This window comes from Thalassobaculum sp. (genome assembly GCF_040219615.1).
In the GTDB taxonomy this organism is placed as follows: domain Bacteria; phylum Pseudomonadota; class Alphaproteobacteria; order Thalassobaculales; family Thalassobaculaceae; genus Thalassobaculum_A.
The window spans coordinates 44,363-63,420 of the sequence record NZ_JAVJSE010000037.1 but is presented as its reverse complement, the minus strand read 5'-3'; the positions used below and the strand labels follow the sequence as shown (position 1 = coordinate 63,420).

Below are 19,058 nucleotides of genomic sequence, written 5' to 3'. Positions count from 1 at the left end.
TCCGACGGCAGGAACGTCAACCGCCCTTCTTGTCCTCCTGTTCCCTCTTCTCTTGCTCGGCGGCCTCCTGCTCGGCGCGGGCGGCATCCTTCTCCTCGGCCGAAACGGTCTCGACCTCGGGATGCACGACCGGCTCCGGCTGCTTGAGCCTGGCGGCCGCCCGCTCCGCCTCCAGCAGGATCCGACCCGGCGGGGCGGTGCCGTCCTTGTCGACACCGAAATACAGGGTCTGGTGCGGGAACGGGATCTCGATGCCCTCGGCGTCGAAGCGCTTCTTCAGGCGCCGGTTCATCTCGCGCTTGATGCCCCACTGCAGGATCGGCTTGGTCTTCAGGCGGGCCCGGATGACCACCGCACTGTCGGCCAGCTGGTCGACCCCCAGCATCTCGATCGGCTCCAGGATCTTCGGACCGTGCTCCGGATCCTGCCGCAACTCCTCGCCGACCTCGCGGATCAGCGCGCTGACATGGTCGGTGTCCTCGCGATAGGCGACCCCGATGTCCATCAGCGCGTAGGAGAAGTCCTTGGTCATGTTGACGACGCTGGTGACGTCGCCGAACGGCACCGTGTGCACCGCACCCTCGACGTCGCGAAGCCGGAGGGTCCGGATCGAGATGTCCTCGACCACGCCGGTGTGGCCGCCGGCGGTCACCACGTCGCCGACCGACACGGTGTCCTCGATCAGGATGAACAGCCCGGTGATGATGTCGCGCACCAGGGCCTGCGAGCCGAAGCCGATGGCCAGGCCGACGACCCCGGCGCCGGCCAGCAGCGGGGCGGTGTCGACGCCGATCTCCGACAGCACGATCAGGCCGACCAGCACCACCAGGGCGATCGATATCACCCGGCGCAGCAACGGCAGCAGGGTCTTGGCGCGGCCGCCCGGCTGGCGCGGCGTGCCGTCCGGGTAGGTGCTGGACAGCGAGCGCTGGATCGCGCCGCTGGCGAACTCCCACACCCCGACGCCGATGACCAGCACCAAGGCGATCACCACTGTGCTCTGCAGCATCCGGGCCCGGGCATCCGGGCCCAGCGCGGTATACAGGTCGAGGCCCCAGGCCCCCAACGAGACGCCGGCCGCAAGCACCAGCAGCACGACGTCGATGCTGCGGATCAGCACCGGGCGGTAGAGACCGGCGCGCTGCCGCAGTCCCGGGAACCGTCGATTGAGCTCGTCGTCGACCCGGAACAGCCGCTCGATCAACCGCCGCGCCCCGCGCGCCAGCAGGTAGGCGGCGGCGAACGACGTCGCCGTCGTGACCGTGGCGCGGACCAGGAACACGAAACCGTCCTGCTCGCCGGACACGAAGATCCCGAACGCGACCAGGATGTAGAGCATGGCGAGCACGTGCCAGACGTCGGCGAGCCGGCGCCGGACCCCGCTTCCCATCTGCTCGGCCGGCCCTCGGATCACCACCGCGAAATCCTCCCGGCTCTGCATGGCCAGAACGACCAGCAGGACGGCGAACACCAGGGCCGCCGCGATCTCGATGCCGCGCGCGCCGACGGCGCCGGCCCCGAACGGGATCGCCAGCCGCGAGCCGACGAAGCCGATCGCCACCACGGTGGTCAGTCGCATGACCCAGACATACAGATAGGCGGCGGTCTCCGACCGCATCGGGATCAGCCGCAGATGCTCGGCGTAGGGCGCCAGAACGAACCGGGCGACGACTCCGACCCCGGTCTGGATCGCCCAGGCCAGCACCAGAACCAGGGCTCCGGCCTCGATCTCGTTCCGGCCGGACAGCAGGACCAGGGTGGCATAGCCGGAGGCGATGGTCGCTGCGACGATGAAGGCCTCGAGCAGCGCGAGGGCAACGGCCAGGAAGACCCGGCTCTGGAGGCTCTTCGGGTTGGAATTGCGAAGCCGGTCGATCGGTCGCCGCAGCGCCAGCCCGACCACCCAGCGCCCGACGAAGACAGCCACGAGGGTCAGACCGACCACGGTCCCGACGTCGATCCAGAAGGCCCGGCGGCGCGGATCCTGGACCTGCTTCTCGAGCCAGCCCGGCAGTTGGTCGAAAGTGCCGAGCCAGTCCACGAAGCGCTGGAAGACCGCCCCGACCCGTTCCGAGTGGCCGACCACCATGTCGCCGATATGCACGCCGACGCTGTCCGCCTTCTCGGCCTCCCGGGCCTTGCGCTGCAGCTCCAGCAGGGACTTCAGGTCCTGGATCAGCTGGTCGCGGCGCTGCGGATCGTCGAGGGTCTTGACCAGCTGTTCGAGGTCGCCGGTCACCGCTTGGCCGTCGCCGGCCGTGCCGGTCCCGGGCAGGCCCGGGACCTGCGCCGCAGCCGGAACCGCGACCAGCAGCGTCAGGCACAGGACGGTGAAGTGCAGGAATCGCAATGGCGACGCGACTGTCATGGACTCAAGATCTCCGACGACGGTGACCGGGGCAATGTTGCTGGTAGCATTGCCGGCGAAGGAAGAGAACCTCGTGGCGGCCTCACGGTTCAGTACGGGCCGGCCGCCGGAACGGATGAGGAACCGCCATGCACCTCGAAGGATCCTGCCGCTGCGGCGCGGTGACGTTCAGTTGCGACGCCTACGCGCCGGTGCCCTACATGCGCTGCTACTGCTCGATCTGCCGCAAGACCGACGGCGGCGGCGGCTATGCCGTCAACCTCGGCGCCCATGCCGACAGCCTGAAGGTCGTGGGCTCGGAAGAGGTCGCGACGTTCAGCGCCGTGATCGACGGCCGCCCGAGCCCGGCCGAGCGCCGATTCTGCCGGCGCTGCGGGTCGGCGCTCTGGGTCTGGGACCCGCGCTGGCCGGAACTGCTGCATCCGTTCGCCAGCGCCATCGACACGCCGCTGCCGGCGCCGCCGCAGATCGTGCACATCATGCTCGACGACAAGCCGGACTGGGTGCGGGCCGATATCCGGGCAGGCGACGAGGCCCATCCCGCCTATCCGAGCCTGTCGCTGCGGGATTGGCATGCCGCCCACGACCTGCTGAGCTAGCCGAAACCGAACGACCGGGAGAAGCCGATGCCGAGCGACAGCCCCACCGCCGCGCCGGTCACCGCCGCCATCCGGCGATCCGCAGGCCGATCCGTGACCGCCGAGGCCGGGGACTACCGCGTCGTCGCGCTGTGCGACGGCCATGTCGACTTCGACCTGTCGCGGCTTCCCGGGGTGGCGATCGAGGACGCCCGGCCCGCCGCGGCACCGCACGGGGTCGACGCCGGCGACCTGGCGGTGTCGGTGAACGCCTTCGCGATCGTCGGACCCGACCGGACATATCTGGTGGATTCCGGCAACGGCAGCATCCGCGGCCCGGGGCTCGGCCATCTGCTGCGGGCGCTCGCCGATGCCGGGCTGCGGCCGGAGGACGTCGACGCGGTGCTGATGACCCACATGCACGGCGACCACGTGGCCGGGCTGTACGACGGCGACCGCAGCGTGTTTCCGAACGCCGAGCTGGTCGTCTCGGAAGCGGAACGGGCGTTCTGGGACGCGCCCGAGCAGCTCAGCGAGATGCAGCGCGGCCAGCTCGACATGGCCCGCAGGGGCTTCGCGACCCATGCCGGCCGCACCACCCTGGTCAACCCGGGCGACGAGCCGGTGCCGGGGGTGGCGGTGGTGGCGCTGCCCGGCCACACGCCGGGCCATGTCGGCTACCGGGTCGGCGGCCCCGACCCGCTGCTGATCTGGGGCGACGTGGTGCATCTTCCGGCCCTGCAGATGGCCCACCCGGAGTGGTATTTCGCCTTCGACGTCGACCCCGAGACCGCGATCGCCACCCGCCGGCGGATCCTCGACGAGGTCGCCGCCGACGGCATCCGGGTCACCGGCGCCCATGTGCCGTTCCCCGGCTTCGCGCGGGTCGAGCGCGCCGGCGACGGCTACCTGTACCGTCCGATCGACGGGGCCGGCTGAGGTGGTCCCGACGTCCCGGCAGAGCACGAGGCGACCATGCTAGACCTCTACCTGGCCCAGGGCAGACGCCTCGGCCGGCTGACCGGCGCCACCGAGATCCCGGCCGGTGTCGTGTGGATCGACATGCTCCGGCCGACCGCCGAGGAGGAGAGGCTGGTCGAGCAGGCCATCGGCATCGACGTGCCCAGCCATGCCGACATGCAGGAGATCGAGGCGTCGAGCCGGCTCTACCAGGAGGACGGCACCCTGTTCATGACCGCGACCCTGCTGTCGAAGACCGACACCGAGGAGCCGGTCGCCCGGCCGGTCACCTTCATCCTGGCCGCCGACCGGCTGGTGACCATCCGCTACAGCGAGCCGCGCTCCTTCGAGATCTACGCGGCGCGCTGCCAGAAGCCGGGCGCCGACGAGGACGCCGCCGGCATCCTGGCCGGCCTGCTGGACGCGGTGATCGACCGCGCCGCCGACACCCTGGAGCGACTGGCCGCGGAGATGGACGCGCTGTCGGCCAAGGTGTTCCTGCCGCGCGCCGCCCGCCGCGAGACCGAGCTGGCGTACCAGGACGTGCTGCGGGCGATCGGCCGCAAGGGCGAGCTGAACGCCAAGATCCAGGAGAGCCTGCTGAGCATCGGCCGGCTGACCACCTATCTCGGGCAGGCGTTGATGAACGCCAGGCCGGCCAAGGACGTGCGCGGCCGCGTCAAGACCCTGGGGCGCGACGTCGCCTCGCTGACCGACCACGCGCATTTCCTGGCCGACCGGGTGACCTTCCTGCTGGACGCCACCCTCGGCATGATCAGCAACGAGCAGAACACCATCATCAAGATCGTCTCGATCGCCACCCTGGTGTTCCTGCCGCCGACGGTGATCGCGTCGATCTACGGCATGAACTTCCAGGCGATGCCGGAGCTGGCCTGGCCCTGGGGCTATCCGTTCGCGCTGGCGCTGATGGTGGTGTCGGCGATCCTGCCCTACACCGTGTTCCGCCGCATCGGCTGGCTGTAGACCCCGAGGAAGCCCGAGATGACCGAGATCCGGCATTCGTTCCACGAGACCAACGGTTTCCGCACCCACCTGGCCGAGGCCGGCGACGGCCCGCCGCTGCTGCTGCTGCACGGCTGGCCGGAGTTCTGGGCGACCTGGGAGCCGGTGATCGAGCGGCTCGCCGGCGATTTCCGGCTGCTGGCACCGGACTTCCGAGGCTTCGGCGAAAGCGGCAACCCGGATGCCGGGCGCAGCGACCGGGCCGGTGCCGACGTGCTGGCCGACGACATCGTCGCCCTGCTCGACACGCTCGGGCTGGAGCGGGTCGGCTTCGTCGGCCACGACGTCGCCGCCTATGTGCTGCAGCGCATCGGCGTGCGGCATCCCGAACGGGCCAAGGGCCTGTTCTTCTTCAACTGCCCGACCCACGGGGTCGGCGCGCGCTGGCGCGAGCCCGGCCACATCAACGAGATCTGGTACCAGACCTTCCACCAGATGCCGTTCGCGCCGGCCCTGGTCGGCGCCTCGCGCGACACCTGCCGGGCCTATTTCGGCCACATGATCCGGCACTGGTGCCACCGCAAGGACGCCTTCGACGACGTGCTGGAGCGCTGGGTCGACAACTTCCTGCGGCCCGGCAACCTGCAGGGCGGCTTCAACTGGTACGTCTCGGCCAACGAGGGGCGCCTGGCGACGATGGCAGGGACCGCCCCGAAGCCGCCGGTGATTTCGGTCCCGACGCGGGTACTGTGGGGCCGCCACGACCCGGTCCTGCGCTCGGAATGGGCAGACATGCTGCCGGACTACTTCTCGGACCTCGAGGTCGGCTTCGCCGAGGGCTCCGGCCACTTCGTGCACTACGAGGAGCCGGACCTGGCGGCCGCCGAGATCCGGCGGTTCTTCGCCGGGCGGGCCCGGGCATGACCCAGCGCGCGATCCCGGCGGTGTTCATGCGCGGCGGCTCCAGCAAGGGGGTGTTCTTCCACGCCCGCGACCTGCCGACCGACCGTTCCGCCCTCGATCCGATCCTGCTTTCGGTGATCGGCAGCCCGGATCCCTACGGCCGCCAGCTCGACGGCATGGGCGGCGGCATCTCGTCGCTGTCCAAGGCGGTGATCATCGGCCCGCCGACCCGACCGGACTGCGACGTCGACTACAGCTTCGCCCAGGTCGCGGTCGACCGGCCGGTGGTCGACTGGGCCGGGAACTGCGGCAACCTGTCGTCGGCGGTCGGCCCGTTCGCAGTCGACGAGGGACTGGTGGCGGCGGCCGACGGCGAGGCGCTGGTCCGCATCCACCAGGTCAACACCGCCAAGGTGATCCACGCCCGCTTCCCGGTGGCCGGCGGCAAGGCGGTGGTGACCGGCGACTTCGCGATCGCCGGGGTGGCCGGCACCGGGGCGCGCATCCGGCTCGACTTCCTGGACCCGGGCGGCGCCGGGACCGGGCAGCTGCTGCCGACCGGGAACGCCCGCGACCACCTCGACGTCCCCGGCGTCGGCCCGGTCGCGGTCAGCATGGTCGACGCCGCCAACCCGATCGTGTTCGTGGCCGCCGGCAACCTCGGCCTCGCCGGCAGCGAGCTGCCGGACGCCATCGAGGCCCGGCCGGACATCATGGCGGCGCTCGACTGGATCCGCCGGCAGGCCGCGATCGCCATGGGCATGGCGGCCGCCCCCGAGGAGGCGGCCCTGTCGGTGCCGAAGGTCGCGCTGCTGGCGGCGCCGGCAGCGTATCGGACCCTGGACGGCCAGACCGTCGGCGCCGACGCCCAGGACATCGCGGTCCGCATGATCTCCATGGAGCGGGCGCACCGGGCGGTACCGCTGACCGGGGCGATGTGCCTGGGGGTGGCGGCCCGCCTGCCCGGCACCGTCGCCCATGCCCTGGCCCGCCACGGCGGCGGCGACGAGGTGCGGGTCGCGAACCCGTCCGGCGTGCTGTCGGTCGGGGCGGTCGTGGAGGGCGGCGAGGCGCGGAGCGCGTTGGTGTTCCGCACCGCCCGCCGGCTGATGCAGGGCGAGGTGCTGATCCCGTGACCGTCGCCCGCACGCCGCATGTCGCGGACGCCCGTCGCATCGTGGGTCCCGGAGCCGCCCCGGCCCAGGGCCGGGACTCTCCGGGATGACGGGAATGTGGGGATGACCGTTCTTTTTTTTCGTCATTCCGGAGGGGGCGCGCCAGCGCCCGGCTCCGGAAGCCACCCGCTGCTGCGCAAGTTGCGTTGTGGAACTGAAAGGGGGAAGTCATGCGCGACAAGAAGCGGGTCCGGGCCGGCATCGTCGGAGCGCGGTTCGCCGCGGCGTTCCACTACGGCGCCGTCGAACGGGTCTACGGCGTCACGCCGGAAGTCGTCGGCGTGCATTCCCGCAGCCGCGCCGGCGCCGAGGCCTTCGCGACCCCGCGCGGCATCGCGGTGTTCGACGACCTCGACGCCCTGCTCGACCAGGTCGAGGTGGTGCATGTCTGCACGCCGCCGGTGACCCACGAGGCGATCGCCGTCGCCGCCCTGCGGCGCGGCGTCTACCCGATCGTCGAGAAGCCGTTCACCGGCTTCTTCGGCGACGGCAGCGACGAGTTCGACGGCCGCGCCTGGCCGAAGCAGCGGGCGCTCGACGCCGCCATGGCCAGCGTCAACCGGATCCTGGACGCCGAGGCGGAGTCCAACGCCGACGTGCTGTACGCCGAGAACTGGGTCTACATGCCGGCGGTCCAGAAGGAGCGCGACGTGATCGAGAAGACCGGCGCCCAGATCCTGTGGATGCACGGCGAGCAGGGCCATTCCGGCTCTCACTCGCCGGCCTATGGCTACTGGAAGTTCGCCGGCGGCGGCTCGATGGTCGGCAAGGGCTGCCATCCGCTGAGCGCCGTGCTGTACCTGAAGCGGGTCGAAGGCCGGGCCCGCGACGGCAGGCCGATCCGGCCGGCCACCATCACCGCCCGCACCCACGAGCTGACCCGCCTGCCCGGCTACCGCGACGCCGGGCACCTGCGGACCGACTACCACGACATCGAGGACGCGGTGATGCTGCACGTCACCTTCGAGGACGGCACCCTGGCCACGGTGTTCGCCTCGGAGATCGTGATGGGCGGCATCAAGAACCGGCTCGAGGTGATCGCCAACAACCATCGGGCGGTCTGCAACATCAACCCGAACGACAGCATGCGGACCTACAACCCGGTCGAGGCGGCGTTCGAGGACGTCTACCTGGTCGAGAAGCTCGGCACCAAGCAGGGCTGGGCCCCGGCGATCCCGGACGAGGACCACACCAACGGCTTCCCGCAGGAGATCGAGGCGTTCTACCGCACCGTGGCCTATGGCGAGCCGGTCGAGAGCGACAGCGGCCTGGCGGCCGACACCATCGCCACGGTCTACGCCGGCTACGTCTCGGCCGAGGCCGGCGGCCGCGAAACGGCGATCCCGCTGGCGTAGCAAGCCGAGAGCGCAGGAGCCCGTCGCTTCGTCTATGGTATTCACACATCGCGAAAACGTCAGCTTCTTGAAGTATTTGGCAGTGCCCGTCCCGCAGTGGATCCCGGAGCCGGCTGCTCGCGCAGCCCCTCCGGGATGACGAAGTGAGGGGTGGATCCGGGAGGGAAACCCGCCAAATCCTGCCCACCTTCGTCATTCCGGAGGGGACGCGCGAGCGTCCGGCTCCGGAACCCACCCGCCGCCGAGAAATGTGTGAATCCCGAAGGTCGCTTCGTGGGTTCCGGATGCGTCCCGCCTCCGGCGGCCCGCTCCGGAATGACGACAGAGGGAATTGGCCGACTCTTCACTGTCGTCATTCCGGCCGGAGCGACACGGTCGCGGAGAGCCCGGAACCCACGGAACGGCGGGCCTGCCATCGTCTGCCCTCTAGCAATCCAGGCTGACCGCCTCCTCGGCGCAGCCGCAGCGCCTCGATCGGGCTGCGGCACTGCAGGACCACCATGTCGGCCCGGCCGGAGTGACGACGGTGAGGGTGCAGGCGGTCTGTCGCCCTTCCCTCTTGTCGTCATTCCGGAGCGGGCCGCCCAGGGCGGAACGCATCCGGAACCCACGGCGCGACGGGCCCGGGCCCCGGGCTTCTAGAAATCCAGGCTCACCGTCTCCTCGCCGGCCCCCAACGACAGCACCGGATCGGCGGCCGCGGTGCGGGCGATCACCCGGCCGGCGCGGATCACGAACAGCCGGGCCGGGCGCAGGCGCAGCGCCTCGATCGGGTTGCGGCACTGCAGCACTACCATGTCGGCCCGGCAGCCGGGCGTCAGGCCGTAGCCCTCGAGGCCGAGCGCCCTGGCGCCGTTGACCGTGACGGCGTCGAAACAGGCCAGCATCTCCGCCCGACCGGTCATCTGCCCGACATGCAGGCCCATGTGTGCCACCTCCAGCATGTCGTGGCTGCCGAGCGGGTACCAAGGGTCAATGACGCAGTCGTGGCCGAAGGCGACGTTGACGCCGGCCGCCATCAGTTCCTTGACCCGGGTCATGCCGCGGCGCTTGGGATAGCTGTCGTGCCGGCCCTGCAGGGTGATGTTGATCAGCGGGTTCGGGATGGCGTGCAGCCCGGCCTCGGCGATCAGCGGGATCAGCTTGGAGACGTAGTAGTTGTCCATGGAGTGCATGGACGTCAGGTGCGAGCCCGCCACCCGGCCGTGCAGCCCGAGCCGCCGGGTCTGGAATGCCAGGGTCTCGACATGGCGGGACAGCGGGTCGTCACTCTCGTCGCAGTGCATGTCGACCCGCAGCCCGCGGGCCGCCGCGATCTCGCACAGCAGCCGCACCGATTCCGCGCCGTCGGCCATGGTGCGCTCGAAATGCGGGATGCCGCCGACCACGTCGACCCCGAGGTCGAGCGCCCGCTCCAGGCTGTCCTGCCCGCCCTCGATGCGCAGCACGCCGTCCTGCGGGAAGGCGACCAGCTGCAGGTCGATCCAGGGCTTCATCTCCGCCCGCACCTCCAGCAGCGCCTGCACCGCCAGCAGCCCAGGGTCCGAGGTGTCGACATGGCTGCGGATCGCCAGGGTGCCGCGGGCGATCGACCAGCGGCACAGCCGCCGGGCGCGCTCCTTGACCGCTTCCGCCGTCAGTTCCGGCTTCAGTTCGCCCCACAGCGCGATGCCTTCCAGCAGGGTGCCGGACTCGTTGACCCGCGGCAGGCCGTAGCTCAGCGTCGAGTCCATGTGAAAATGCGAATCCACGAAGGGCGGGACGACCAGCCGTTCCCCGGCGTCGATCTCCTCGGCCGCGCTGGCCTCGAGGTTGGGGCGAATTTCGGCGATCCGGCCGCCCATCACCGCGATGTCCACCGGCTCGCCGCCGGCCGGCAGGACGGCGCGGCGCAGGATCAGGTCGAGCATGGTCGGTCTCCCGTAACGGTCGTCAGTGCCGCTCGCCGCGGCGGTACGGCACCAGCAGCGCCTTGGGATAGCGCGCCCGGCGCGCCATCACCACCATGGCGGCGATGCTGAGCACATAAGGCAGCATCAGGAAGAACTGGTAGGGGATGAGCCCGCCGGCGAACTGCTGGGCCCGCACCTGCAGGGCGTCCAGCCCGGCGAACAGCAGGGCGCCGAGCAGCGCCTTGCCCGGCCGCCAGGACGCGAAGATCACCAGGGCGACGCAGATCCAGCCGCGGCCGTTGACCATGCCGAAGTAGAAGGCGTCGAACGCCGACATGGTGAGGTAGGCGCCGCCGACCGCCATCAGCGCCGAGCCGGCCATCACCGCCCCGCAGCGCACCGCCAGCACATCGATGCCCTGGGCCTCGACCGCCACCGGGTTCTCGCCCGCCATCCGCACCGCCAGCCCGACCGGGGTGCGGTACAGCACCCAGATGACGGCCGGCACCGCCAGGAAGGTCGCGTAGGTCAGCGGCGTGTGGTTCAGGAACGCCTCGCCCAGGAACGGCAGGTCGCTGAGCCCCGGCACCTTGACCTGCTGGAACGGCTCGATCTTCGGCGGCGTGGTGCTGGACGGCAGGATCATCCGGAAGGTGAAGAAGCTGAGCGCCGAGGCGAACATGGTGAGCCCGATGCCGGCGACGTGCTGGGACAGCCCGAGATAGACCGTGAAGCCGGCGTGGATCAGCCCGAAGGAGGCGCCCACGAACGCCGCGAACGCCACGCCGCCCCACAGGTCGCCGCCCTGGTAGACCCACATCCAGCCGGCCATGGCGCCGACCGTCATGATTCCCTCGATGCCGAGGTTCAGCACCCCGGCGCGCTCGCAGATCAGCTCGCCGAGGGTGCCGAGGATCAGCGGACAGGCGATCCGGATCATGGCCGCCCAGAACCCGGCGGTGAGGAACACCTCGATCAGGTCCATCGCAGCACCCACATCTGCCCGTCGCTGCGTGGGTTCCGGATCCGTCCCGCCCCCGGCGGTCCGGTCCGGAATGACGAAACGGAAGGAGCGGTCCAGCCTTTGGCTTCGTCATTCCGGACGGGCGCGCGTCGGCGCGGCCGATCCGGAACCCACCCGCCGCTCCAGCGCCCGTTCCTCATCGCCACCGCACCCGGAACCGCACCAGCATCAGGCTGACCAGCACCGCCAGCACCGAGGACGCCACCAGCACGTCGGCGATGTAGGTCGGGATGTTGATCGCCCGGCTCATGGAATCGGCGCCGACGTAGATCCCGGCCAGGAACACCGCGCTCAGCACCACGCCGAGCGGGTGCAGGGCGGCCAGCATGGCGACCGCGATGCCGGCGTAGCCGAAGCCCGGCGACAGGTCGAGGGTCAGGTAGCCTTTCAGGCCCGCCACCTCGCCGACCCCGGCCATGCCGGCCAGCCCGCCGCTCAGCATCGCCACCCGCAGCATGGTCAGGTTCACCGGGATGCCGGCGAACGCCGCCGCCTGCGGGTTCAGCCCGACCGCCCGGATCTCGTAGCCCCAGATGCTCCAGCGCATCGCCGCCCACACCAGCAGCGCCGCCGCCAGCCCGACCAGCAGCCCCATGTGCAGCCGCGACTTGGCCAGCAGAACCGGCAGCACGCCGTTGTCGACGATCGGCGCGGCCTGCGGCCAGCCGAGCGACATCGGGTCCTTCCACGGCCCTTCCAGCAGGAAGTTCACGAACAGCAGGATCACGAAGTTCAGCAGCAGGGTGGTCACCACCTCGTCGACCTTGAGGCGGACCTTCAGCAGCACCGGCAGCAGCAGGGCGGCCCCGCCGGCGACCGCGCCGCCGGCGAACAGCAGCGGGATCATCAGCGCCGGCGGCAGGTCGACCATGCCGGTGCCGAGCCAGGTGGCGGCCAGCGCCCCGCAGTAGAGTTGGCCCTCGGCGCCGATGTTCCAGAACTTCGCCCGGAACGCCACCGCGGCGGCCAGCCCGGTCAGGATCAGCGGGGTCGCCCGGGTCAGGGTCTCGGCGATCCCGAAGCTCGAGCCGAAGGCGCCGCCCAGAAGCAGGGCATAGGCCCGCAGCACCGGCTGGCCGGTCCACAGGATCAGCACCGAGCACAGCACCAGGGACGCCGCGATCGCCAGGATCGGCGCCGACACCGCCAGCCAGACCGGGGCGTGCTCGCGCGGCTCCAGGGTCATTCCGCCACCCCGCGCTGAAGGTCGCCTGCCATCATCAGGCCGAGCCGGCGGGCGTCGGCGTCGCGCACGTCGAGCGGCGCGCTGGTGCGGCCGGCGTGGATCACCACCACCCGGTCGGCGATCGCCAGGATCTCGTCCAGGTCCTCGGAGATCACCAGGATCGCCGCGCCGTCGCGCTTGGCGTCCAGCAGCCGCCTGTGGACGGCGGCGATGGCACCCTCGTCGAGGCCGCGGATCGGCTGGCTGGCCAGGATGAAGCGCGGTGCCCGGTCCAGGGTGCGGGCCAGGATCAGCTTCTGCATGTTGCCGCCGGACAGCAGCCTTGTGGTGCCGTCGATGCCGGCGCCGCGGATGTCGTACTGCTCGACCAGCCGCCGGGCGTAGGCCTTGCAGGCCGCGAAGTCGATGATCCGGCCCCAACGCCACAGCGGCTTCTCGCGCAGGCGCTCGGAGATCAGGTTCTCCCAGACCGCCATGTCGCCGACCACCCCGGTGGCGTGGCGGTCCTCGGGGATCCGGCCGACCCGGCGCTCGATGAACGCGCGGGCGCTGTGCCGGACGATCGTTTCGCCGTCGATCCGGACATGGCCGGCGCTGGGCGCCAGGGTCCCGCTCAGCAGCGCCGCCAGCGCCGACTGGCCGTTGCCGGCGACCCCGGCGAGGCCGACGATCTCGCGCTCGCGCACCGTCACGCTGACCCGGTCGAGCAGCGGCGCGCCGCCGCCGGCCCCGGCGACCGTGACGCGGTCGAGCTCGACCACCGGCCGGCCCGGCGCCAGGTGCTCGACCCGCGGCCGCGCCACCTTGTGGCCGACCATCAGCTCGGCCAGCGACTCGCGGTCGGCGGCGGCGGTCTCGACGGTGCCGACCACGGCACCGCGGCGCAGCACCGTCACCCGGTCGCTGACCGCCAGGATCTCGTGCAGCTTGTGGGAGATGAAGATCACCGACAGCCCCTCGGCGGTCATCGCCTTCAGGGTCTCGAACAGCCGGTCGGCCTCCTGCGGCGTCAGCACCGAGGTCGGCTCGTCCAGGATCAGGATGCGGGCGTTCCGGTACAGCGCCTTCAGGATCTCGACCCGCTGCTTCTCGCCGATCGACAGCTCGTCGACCCGCCGGTCCGGGTCGACCGCCAGCCCGTAGGCCTCGGCCATCCCGCGCAGCCGCCGCCGCGCCGATGCCGCGTCCGAGCGCCAGGACCACAGGCTCTCGGTGCCGAGCGTGACGTTCTCCAGCACCGTCATGTTGTCGGCCAGCGCGAAATGCTGGTGCACCATGCCGACGCCGGCCGCGATGGCGGCGCGGGTGTCGCCCGGCGGCAGCGCGGTGCCGTCGACCAGGATCTCGCCCTCGTCGGCCACGTAATGCCCGAACAGGATGTTCATCAGCGTGGTCTTGCCGGCGCCGTTCTCGCCGAGCAGCGCCAGCACCTCGCCGCGCGCCACCGACAGCGAGATCGCGTCGTTCGCGACCAGCGCCCCGAACCGCTTGGTGACCCCGCGGATCTCGAGCGTCATGTGGGAGATCTCCAATTGCCACCCGCCCGTCGCCGCGTGGGTTCCGGCTCGGCCGCGCCAAGAGTGGCACGGCCGTCCGAAATGACGACGGTGGATGGCCATCCCTTCCCCGCCGTCATTCCGGACCGGACCGCCGGAGGCGGAACGGAGCCGGAACCCACGGAGCGACGGGCGCCCCTGCCACCCGACCTCAGAAGGTCGACTTCGGCTCGTTGTCGTTGATCTCCACGGTGAACTTGCCGGCCAGGATGTCGGCCTCGAGCGCCTTCACCTTGGCCTTCACCTCGGCCGGGATCTTGTCCTCGAACTCGTAGAACGGCGCCAGGCTGGCCCCACCCTTGGCCATCATCGTCCACTCCTTGTAGTCCTCGGCCATGAACTTGCCGGCCTTGGTCAGCGCGATGGCGTGGTTGATGGCGTTGGTCATGTCCCAGAGCGCGGAGGTGACGACCACGTTGGTACCGTTCTCCTCCTTGTTCATGTCGTTGACGTTGCCGAACGCGACGATGCCCTTCTCGCGGGCCGCCGACACCACGCCGGCACGCTCGGCGTACAGCACGTCGACGCCCGCCTCGATCTGCGCGAAAGCCGCCTCCTTGGCCTTCGGCGGGTCGTACCAGGAGCCGATGAAGTTGACCTTGAACTCGACCTTCGGGTTGACCGCCTTCGCGCCCGCCATGAAGGCGTGGAACAGCCGGTTGACCTCGCCGATCGGATAGCCGCCGACCATGCCGATCCTGTCGGTCTTGGTCATCGACCCGGCGATCATGCCCATCAGGTAGCACGGTTCGTGGATGTAGTTGTCGAACACCGCGAAGTTCTTGCCGTGCGGCTTGAACGGGTCGCCCATCAGGAACGCCACGCCCGGGTAGTCGTCGGCCACCTTGCGGGCCTCGCGGCTGATGCCGAAGGCCTCGCCGACGATCAGCTTCACGCCGCTGTCGGCATATTCGCGCAGCACCCGGACATAGTCGGTGTTGGAGACCTTCTCGGCGAACACATACTCGATCTCGCCGGCCTTGGCGGCCTTGTCCAGCGCCTGGTGCAGGCGGGCGTCCCACTTCTGCTGGATCGGCTGGGTGTAGATCCCCGCCACCTTGATCTTCTCGGCCGCCGACGGCGACACCATGCCGGCCGCCAGCGCCGCCGCGCCCAGCAGCATCGCACCCATCCGCACCGCCGCCCGGCGCCGCGTCGTCTTCCCCCAGTCCCGCATAGAAGCCTCCTGTTGCGCGCTCGTCGTTCTGCCTGTGTCCGGCATTTCCGTCCCGACGCCGCGGGCCTGCCTGCACCCGCGATCAGCGTGTTCTGGTTGCGCCCGCACACCGTCCCCGGTTCCCGGGCGTGCCCCCCGTTTCAGCGATGGCAGGAGGTATCCTGACTGTCTGGTCAACGCTTGTCACGCGGTTGCAGCAATCGGCGGCGCGTGACCCCGGCGGCCGTCTTGCCGATACTGCTCGGGAACCATCGGGAGGCTTTCATGCGCGTTCTTCTCGTCCTCGCGGTCCTGCTGCTGGCGGTCCCGGCATCGGCCGCCGAATGCGCCGGCGAGGCCTGGATCGAGAGCACGCTGTACATGGGCCGCGGCAAGCCCGACGGCGGCGGTGTCGGCGACGCCCAGGTCCGGGCCTTCGTGCGGGAGGTGATCGTGCCGGCGTTCCCGGACGGCTTCACCCTGTACGACGCCCGCGGCCACTGGCGGGACGGCCCGACCGGACGCCCGGTCGACGAGACCACGCTGGTGTTCGTGGTCGTGCACCCGCCCGGGCCGGCCGCCGACGCCGCGGTCCGCACCATCGCCGAGACCTATGCCGGGCGCTTCGACCAGACCGCGGTGCTGGGCAGCAGCCGGCCGGCCTGCGTGACGTTCTACGGACCGAAGAAGTAGGACCCCCGGCGACAGGTTTGCGCTCGCCATCGCGGCCGGACCGCGTCAGGCTCGCGCCGGGGCCGGACCGTGCCCCGCCAATCAGAGCGACGAGGGAGCGAGCGTTCCATGATCCACGAGCTGCGCATCTATCACTGCGTGCCCGGGCGGCTGCCGGCCCTGCTGAACCGGTTCGAGACCATCACCCTGAAGATCTGGGAGAAGCACGGCATCCGCCAGGCCGGGTTCTGGACCGTGCTGATCGGTGAGTCCAACCAGGACCTGTACTACCTGCTCGAGTGGGACTCCCTGGCCGAGCGCGAGCAGAAGTGGACGGCGTTCTCCAGCGACCCGGAATGGCTCGCGGCGCGGGCCGGGACCGAGAAGGACGGCGCCATCGTCGCCTCGCTGTCCAGCCAGATCCTGCAGCCGACCTCGTTCTCGTCGGTCAAGTAGGGGGGCGCCCGTCGTCTCGTGGATCCCGGAGCCGTCCCGGATCAAGTCCGGGACTCTCCGGGATGACGGTCAGAAGGTCGTCTTCCTTCCCACTTCGTCATTCCGGAGGGGGCGCGTGAGCGCCCGGCTCCGGAACCCACCCGCCGCTCCGTCTTCACCCGAACAGCGCCGTCGAGGCGGCCTGCAGCGCCGCCTCGACGCCCCAGGGGAGGTTGACGCAGACCAGCCCGGAGCCGCGCATCCGCAGCCGGCTGCCGGCGAACCCGACCTCCTGGCGCCACAGCCCGGGCAGGGCGGCGGCCCCGAGGATGTCCAGCAGCCCCCGGTGCAGGCCGGAATCCAGCAGCGGGTACCACAGCAGGATCACGCCCTCCGGCCATTTGCGGTGGGTGTCGAGCACCAGGCGGGCGGCCCGGGCGTACTCGTCCTTGACCTCGTAGCTCGGGTCGATCAGGGCGATGCCGCGCCGCGGGACCGGGGGCACCAGGCCGGGCAGCCCCTCGTAGCCGTCGCGCCGATGGACATGGACATTGGCGCCCCGGAGGGTGCGGCGCAGGGCGGCATGCTCCTGCGGGTGCAGTTCCATGAGCTGCAGCCGGTCCGCCGGCCGCAGCAGCGCCCGCGCCAGCGCCGGCGAGCCGGGATAGGCGCTCGGGCCGTGCGCCGCCCGAACCGCCCGGACCGCCCGCATCCAGGGATGATCGTCCGGCAGGGCGCCGCGGGCCAGCGCCGCCTCCACACCCTCGGCCGCCTCGCCGGTCTTCAGCGCCTCCGCCGCAGCCAGGTCGTACAGCCCGCGGCCGGCATGGCTCTCCAGATAGCTGAGCGGCCGGTCCTTGGCGGCCAGGGCATCCAGCAGCACCGCCAGGGCGGCGTGCTTGTGCAGGTCGCCGAGATTCCCGGCGTGGTAGCCGTGCTGGTAGGACAGCATGCGCCCGCCCGCGTCAGGTCATGCGGGCCGGGGCTTGCGCGGCTTGCCGCGGTGGGGGCCGTCCTTGCGCGGCCCCTCCCTGTGCGGGCCGTCCGCACGCGGGCCGTCGGGCCTGCCGCCCTCGCGATGGGCCTTCGACGCCTTGCGGCCCGCCGCGCCCGGCTTGAAGCTCTTGCCGCCGGGACCGCCGGCTGGCCGCGGACTCCTGGTCGCCGGGGCCGGCTCGCCTACCAGCCGGGTGATCGTGACGCCGTCCTCGCCGGTGCCGCCGGCGGCGACCGCCGCGGCGAACCGGTCGGCGGCGGCGGCGGCGATCTCGACCTGGCTCTCGTTCGGCAGGATGCGGATCGCACCCACCTCGTTCTTGGTCACGTGCCCGGCCCGGCAGATCAGCGGCAGCAGCCAGCGCGCCTCGGCCTTGTCCCTGTGGCCGGCCGAGACCCGGAACCAGACCGCGCCCTGGAAGTCCTGACGGACCTTGCGCGGCTCCTCGGCGAAGGCCGGGCCGTCCAGCAGTTCCTCGGGCGCCGGCCGGCTGGCCTGGTGCAGCCGGACGAAGGCGGCAGCCACCCGCTCGGCTCCGTGCGCCGCCAGCAGTTCGGCGGCGAACGCCAGTTCCTCGGCGGACGACTCGGCGATCAGCGACTCGTCGGCCAGCATGCGCTCGCGGTCGCGCTCGGCGATCTCGGTCGAGCTCGGCGGCGGCGCCCAGGCGGCGCGCAGGTTTCCGGACTGCAGCAGGCGCATCACGTGGTGGCGCCGGGTGCGCGGCACCACCAGGACGCTGACCCCCTTGCGCCCGGCCCGCCCGGTGCGGCCGCTGCGGTGCAGCAGGGTCTCGGCATTGTTCGGAATGTCGGCGTGCACCACCAGGTCGAGGGTCGGCAGGTCGATGCCGCGGGCCGCCACGTCGGTCGCCACGCACACCCGGGCGCGGCCGTCGCGGATCGCCTGCAGGGCGTGGCTGCGCTCGTTCTGGCTGAGCTCGCCCGACAGCGCCACCACCGAGAACCCGCGGTTGGCCAGCCGGCTGCTCAGGTGCTGGACCGCGATCCGGGTTCCGCAGAACACCAGGGCGCTGCGGGCGTCGTGGAACAGCAGGGTGTTGACCACCGCGTTGTCGCGGTCGTTCGGCGCGACCAGATGGGCGCGGTACTCGATGTCGTGGTGCGGCGCCCGCTCGCCCGAGGCCGCCAGCCGGACCGCGCCGCGCTGGTAGCGCTTGGCGAGTTCGGCGATCGGCGCCGAGACGGTGGCCGAGAACATCAGGGTGCGGCGGTCCGACGGGGCAGCGTCCAGGATGTACTCCAGGTCCTCGCGGAACCCGAGGTCGAGCATCTCGTCGGCCTCGTCCAGCACCGCCGCGCGGATCCGCGACAGGTCGAGCGAGCCGCGCTCGATATGGTCGCGCAACCGGCCCGGCGTGCCGACCACGATATGGGCGCCGGCCGACAGCGCCTCGCGCTCGCGCCGCATGTCCATGCCGCCGACGCAGGACGCGGTGCGCGCGCCGGTCGGGGCGTACAGCCAGTCGAGCTCGCGCCGCACCTGCAGGGCCAGCTCGCGGGTCGGCGCCACCACCAGGGCCAGCGGCTCGCCCGGCCGGTCGGCGAAGCGGTCGGCGCCGTCGAGCAGGGTCGGGGCGATCGCCAGGCCGAAGGCCACGGTCTTGCCAGACCCGGTCTGCGCCGACACCAGCAGGTCGGCGGTCGCGTGCCCGGGCTCCAGCACCGAGGCCTGCACCGGGGTCGGGGTCTCGTAGCCCTGGGCGGCGAGGGCGCCGGCCAACGCCGGGTGGGCGTTCTCGAAGGCGGTCATGCGGGACCTCGACTGGCGATGGACGCGGAGGGGCGCCTTATGACAGGAGTGAACGGGGAATGTCA

Annotated in this window: 16 protein-coding genes; 8 read left to right on the top strand and 8 right to left on the bottom strand. The window is 71.3% G+C overall.

Annotated features, from left to right (window positions below; all coding sequences use genetic code 11):
• Window positions 1–16: 16 nt before the first annotated feature.
• Complete coding sequence (locus RIC31_RS18355) at window positions 17–2,368, bottom strand: mechanosensitive ion channel domain-containing protein (protein WP_350111074.1); 2,352 nt, start codon at window positions 2,366–2,368, stop codon at window positions 17–19.
• A 128-nt stretch (window positions 2,369–2,496) separates the two neighbouring features.
• Here RIC31_RS18355 and RIC31_RS18350 point away from each other — a divergent pair, with 128 nt between their 5' ends.
• The 6 genes from RIC31_RS18350 (at window position 2,497) to RIC31_RS18325 (ending at window position 8,302) form a co-directional block, all read left to right on the top strand.
• Window positions 2,497–2,967: a GFA family protein gene (locus RIC31_RS18350; protein WP_350111071.1), complete on the top strand. Its 471-nt coding sequence runs from the start codon at window positions 2,497–2,499 to the stop codon at window positions 2,965–2,967.
• 27 nt (window positions 2,968–2,994) lie between these two features.
• Entirely contained in the window at window positions 2,995–3,885 is an 891-nt protein-coding gene (locus RIC31_RS18345) for an MBL fold metallo-hydrolase (RefSeq protein WP_350111068.1), read from the top strand.
• A gap of 36 nt (window positions 3,886–3,921) precedes the next feature.
• Entirely contained in the window at window positions 3,922–4,890 is a 969-nt protein-coding gene (locus RIC31_RS18340; protein ID WP_350111064.1) for a magnesium transporter CorA family protein, read from the top strand.
• Between the two features lie 18 nt (window positions 4,891–4,908).
• Complete coding sequence (locus RIC31_RS18335) at window positions 4,909–5,793, top strand: alpha/beta fold hydrolase (protein WP_350111061.1); 885 nt, start codon at window positions 4,909–4,911, stop codon at window positions 5,791–5,793.
• Window positions 5,790–6,908, top strand: a complete 1,119-nt coding sequence (locus RIC31_RS18330; protein WP_350111058.1) for a 2-methylaconitate cis-trans isomerase PrpF family protein — start codon at window positions 5,790–5,792, stop codon at window positions 6,906–6,908. Before RIC31_RS18335 ends, RIC31_RS18330 begins: the two co-directional genes overlap by 4 nt.
• 209 nt (window positions 6,909–7,117) lie before the next feature.
• Window positions 7,118–8,302 carry a Gfo/Idh/MocA family protein gene (locus RIC31_RS18325; RefSeq protein WP_350111055.1) on the top strand — a complete coding sequence of 395 codons (1,185 nt, stop codon included), beginning with the start codon at window positions 7,118–7,120 and terminating at the stop codon, window positions 8,300–8,302.
• Between the two features lie 638 nt (window positions 8,303–8,940).
• On the opposite strand, the gene RIC31_RS18320 is transcribed toward RIC31_RS18325, so the two are convergent.
• From RIC31_RS18320 to RIC31_RS18300, 5 genes are all read right to left on the bottom strand, one after another.
• Window positions 8,941–10,212, bottom strand: coding sequence for an amidohydrolase family protein (locus RIC31_RS18320; RefSeq protein WP_350111052.1), 1,272 nt, complete (start codon window positions 10,210–10,212; stop codon window positions 8,941–8,943).
• A 22-nt stretch (window positions 10,213–10,234) separates the two neighbouring features.
• Window positions 10,235–11,179: an ABC transporter permease gene (locus tag RIC31_RS18315; RefSeq protein ID WP_350111049.1), complete on the bottom strand. Its 945-nt coding sequence runs from the start codon at window positions 11,177–11,179 to the stop codon at window positions 10,235–10,237.
• Between the two features lie 175 nt (window positions 11,180–11,354).
• Window positions 11,355–12,404 carry an ABC transporter permease gene (locus tag RIC31_RS18310; protein ID WP_350111046.1) on the bottom strand — a complete coding sequence of 350 codons (1,050 nt, stop codon included), beginning with the start codon at window positions 12,402–12,404 and terminating at the stop codon, window positions 11,355–11,357.
• Window positions 12,401–13,921 carry an ABC transporter ATP-binding protein gene (locus RIC31_RS18305; RefSeq protein ID WP_350111043.1) on the bottom strand — a complete coding sequence of 507 codons (1,521 nt, stop codon included), beginning with the start codon at window positions 13,919–13,921 and terminating at the stop codon, window positions 12,401–12,403. Before RIC31_RS18305 ends, RIC31_RS18310 begins: the two co-directional genes overlap by 4 nt.
• A 190-nt stretch (window positions 13,922–14,111) precedes the next feature.
• Window positions 14,112–15,137 (bottom strand): BMP family protein, encoded by a 1,026-nt coding sequence (locus tag RIC31_RS18300; protein ID WP_350111040.1) that lies wholly within the window; start codon window positions 15,135–15,137, stop codon window positions 14,112–14,114.
• A 264-nt stretch (window positions 15,138–15,401) separates the two neighbouring features.
• On the opposite strand from RIC31_RS18300, the gene RIC31_RS18295 reads away from it, so the two are divergent.
• The gene (locus tag RIC31_RS18295) at window positions 15,402–15,809 is read left to right on the top strand and encodes a DUF3574 domain-containing protein (RefSeq protein ID WP_350111037.1); all 408 of its coding nucleotides are present in this window, start codon (window positions 15,402–15,404) and stop codon (window positions 15,807–15,809) included.
• A gap of 108 nt (window positions 15,810–15,917) precedes the next feature.
• Window positions 15,918–16,244 (top strand): NIPSNAP family protein, encoded by a 327-nt coding sequence (locus RIC31_RS18290; RefSeq protein ID WP_350111034.1) that lies wholly within the window; start codon window positions 15,918–15,920, stop codon window positions 16,242–16,244.
• A gap of 154 nt (window positions 16,245–16,398) precedes the next feature.
• Here the strand turns inward: RIC31_RS18290 and rlmJ are convergent, their stop codons facing one another.
• Both rlmJ and RIC31_RS18280 read right to left on the bottom strand, forming a co-directional pair.
• Window positions 16,399–17,175: a 23S rRNA (adenine(2030)-N(6))-methyltransferase RlmJ gene (gene rlmJ, locus RIC31_RS18285; protein ID WP_350111031.1), complete on the bottom strand. Its 777-nt coding sequence runs from the start codon at window positions 17,173–17,175 to the stop codon at window positions 16,399–16,401.
• An 18-nt stretch (window positions 17,176–17,193) separates the two neighbouring features.
• Window positions 17,194–18,993 carry a DEAD/DEAH box helicase gene (locus RIC31_RS18280; RefSeq protein WP_350111028.1) on the bottom strand — a complete coding sequence of 600 codons (1,800 nt, stop codon included), beginning with the start codon at window positions 18,991–18,993 and terminating at the stop codon, window positions 17,194–17,196.
• Between the last annotated feature and the right edge of the window lie 65 nt (window positions 18,994–19,058).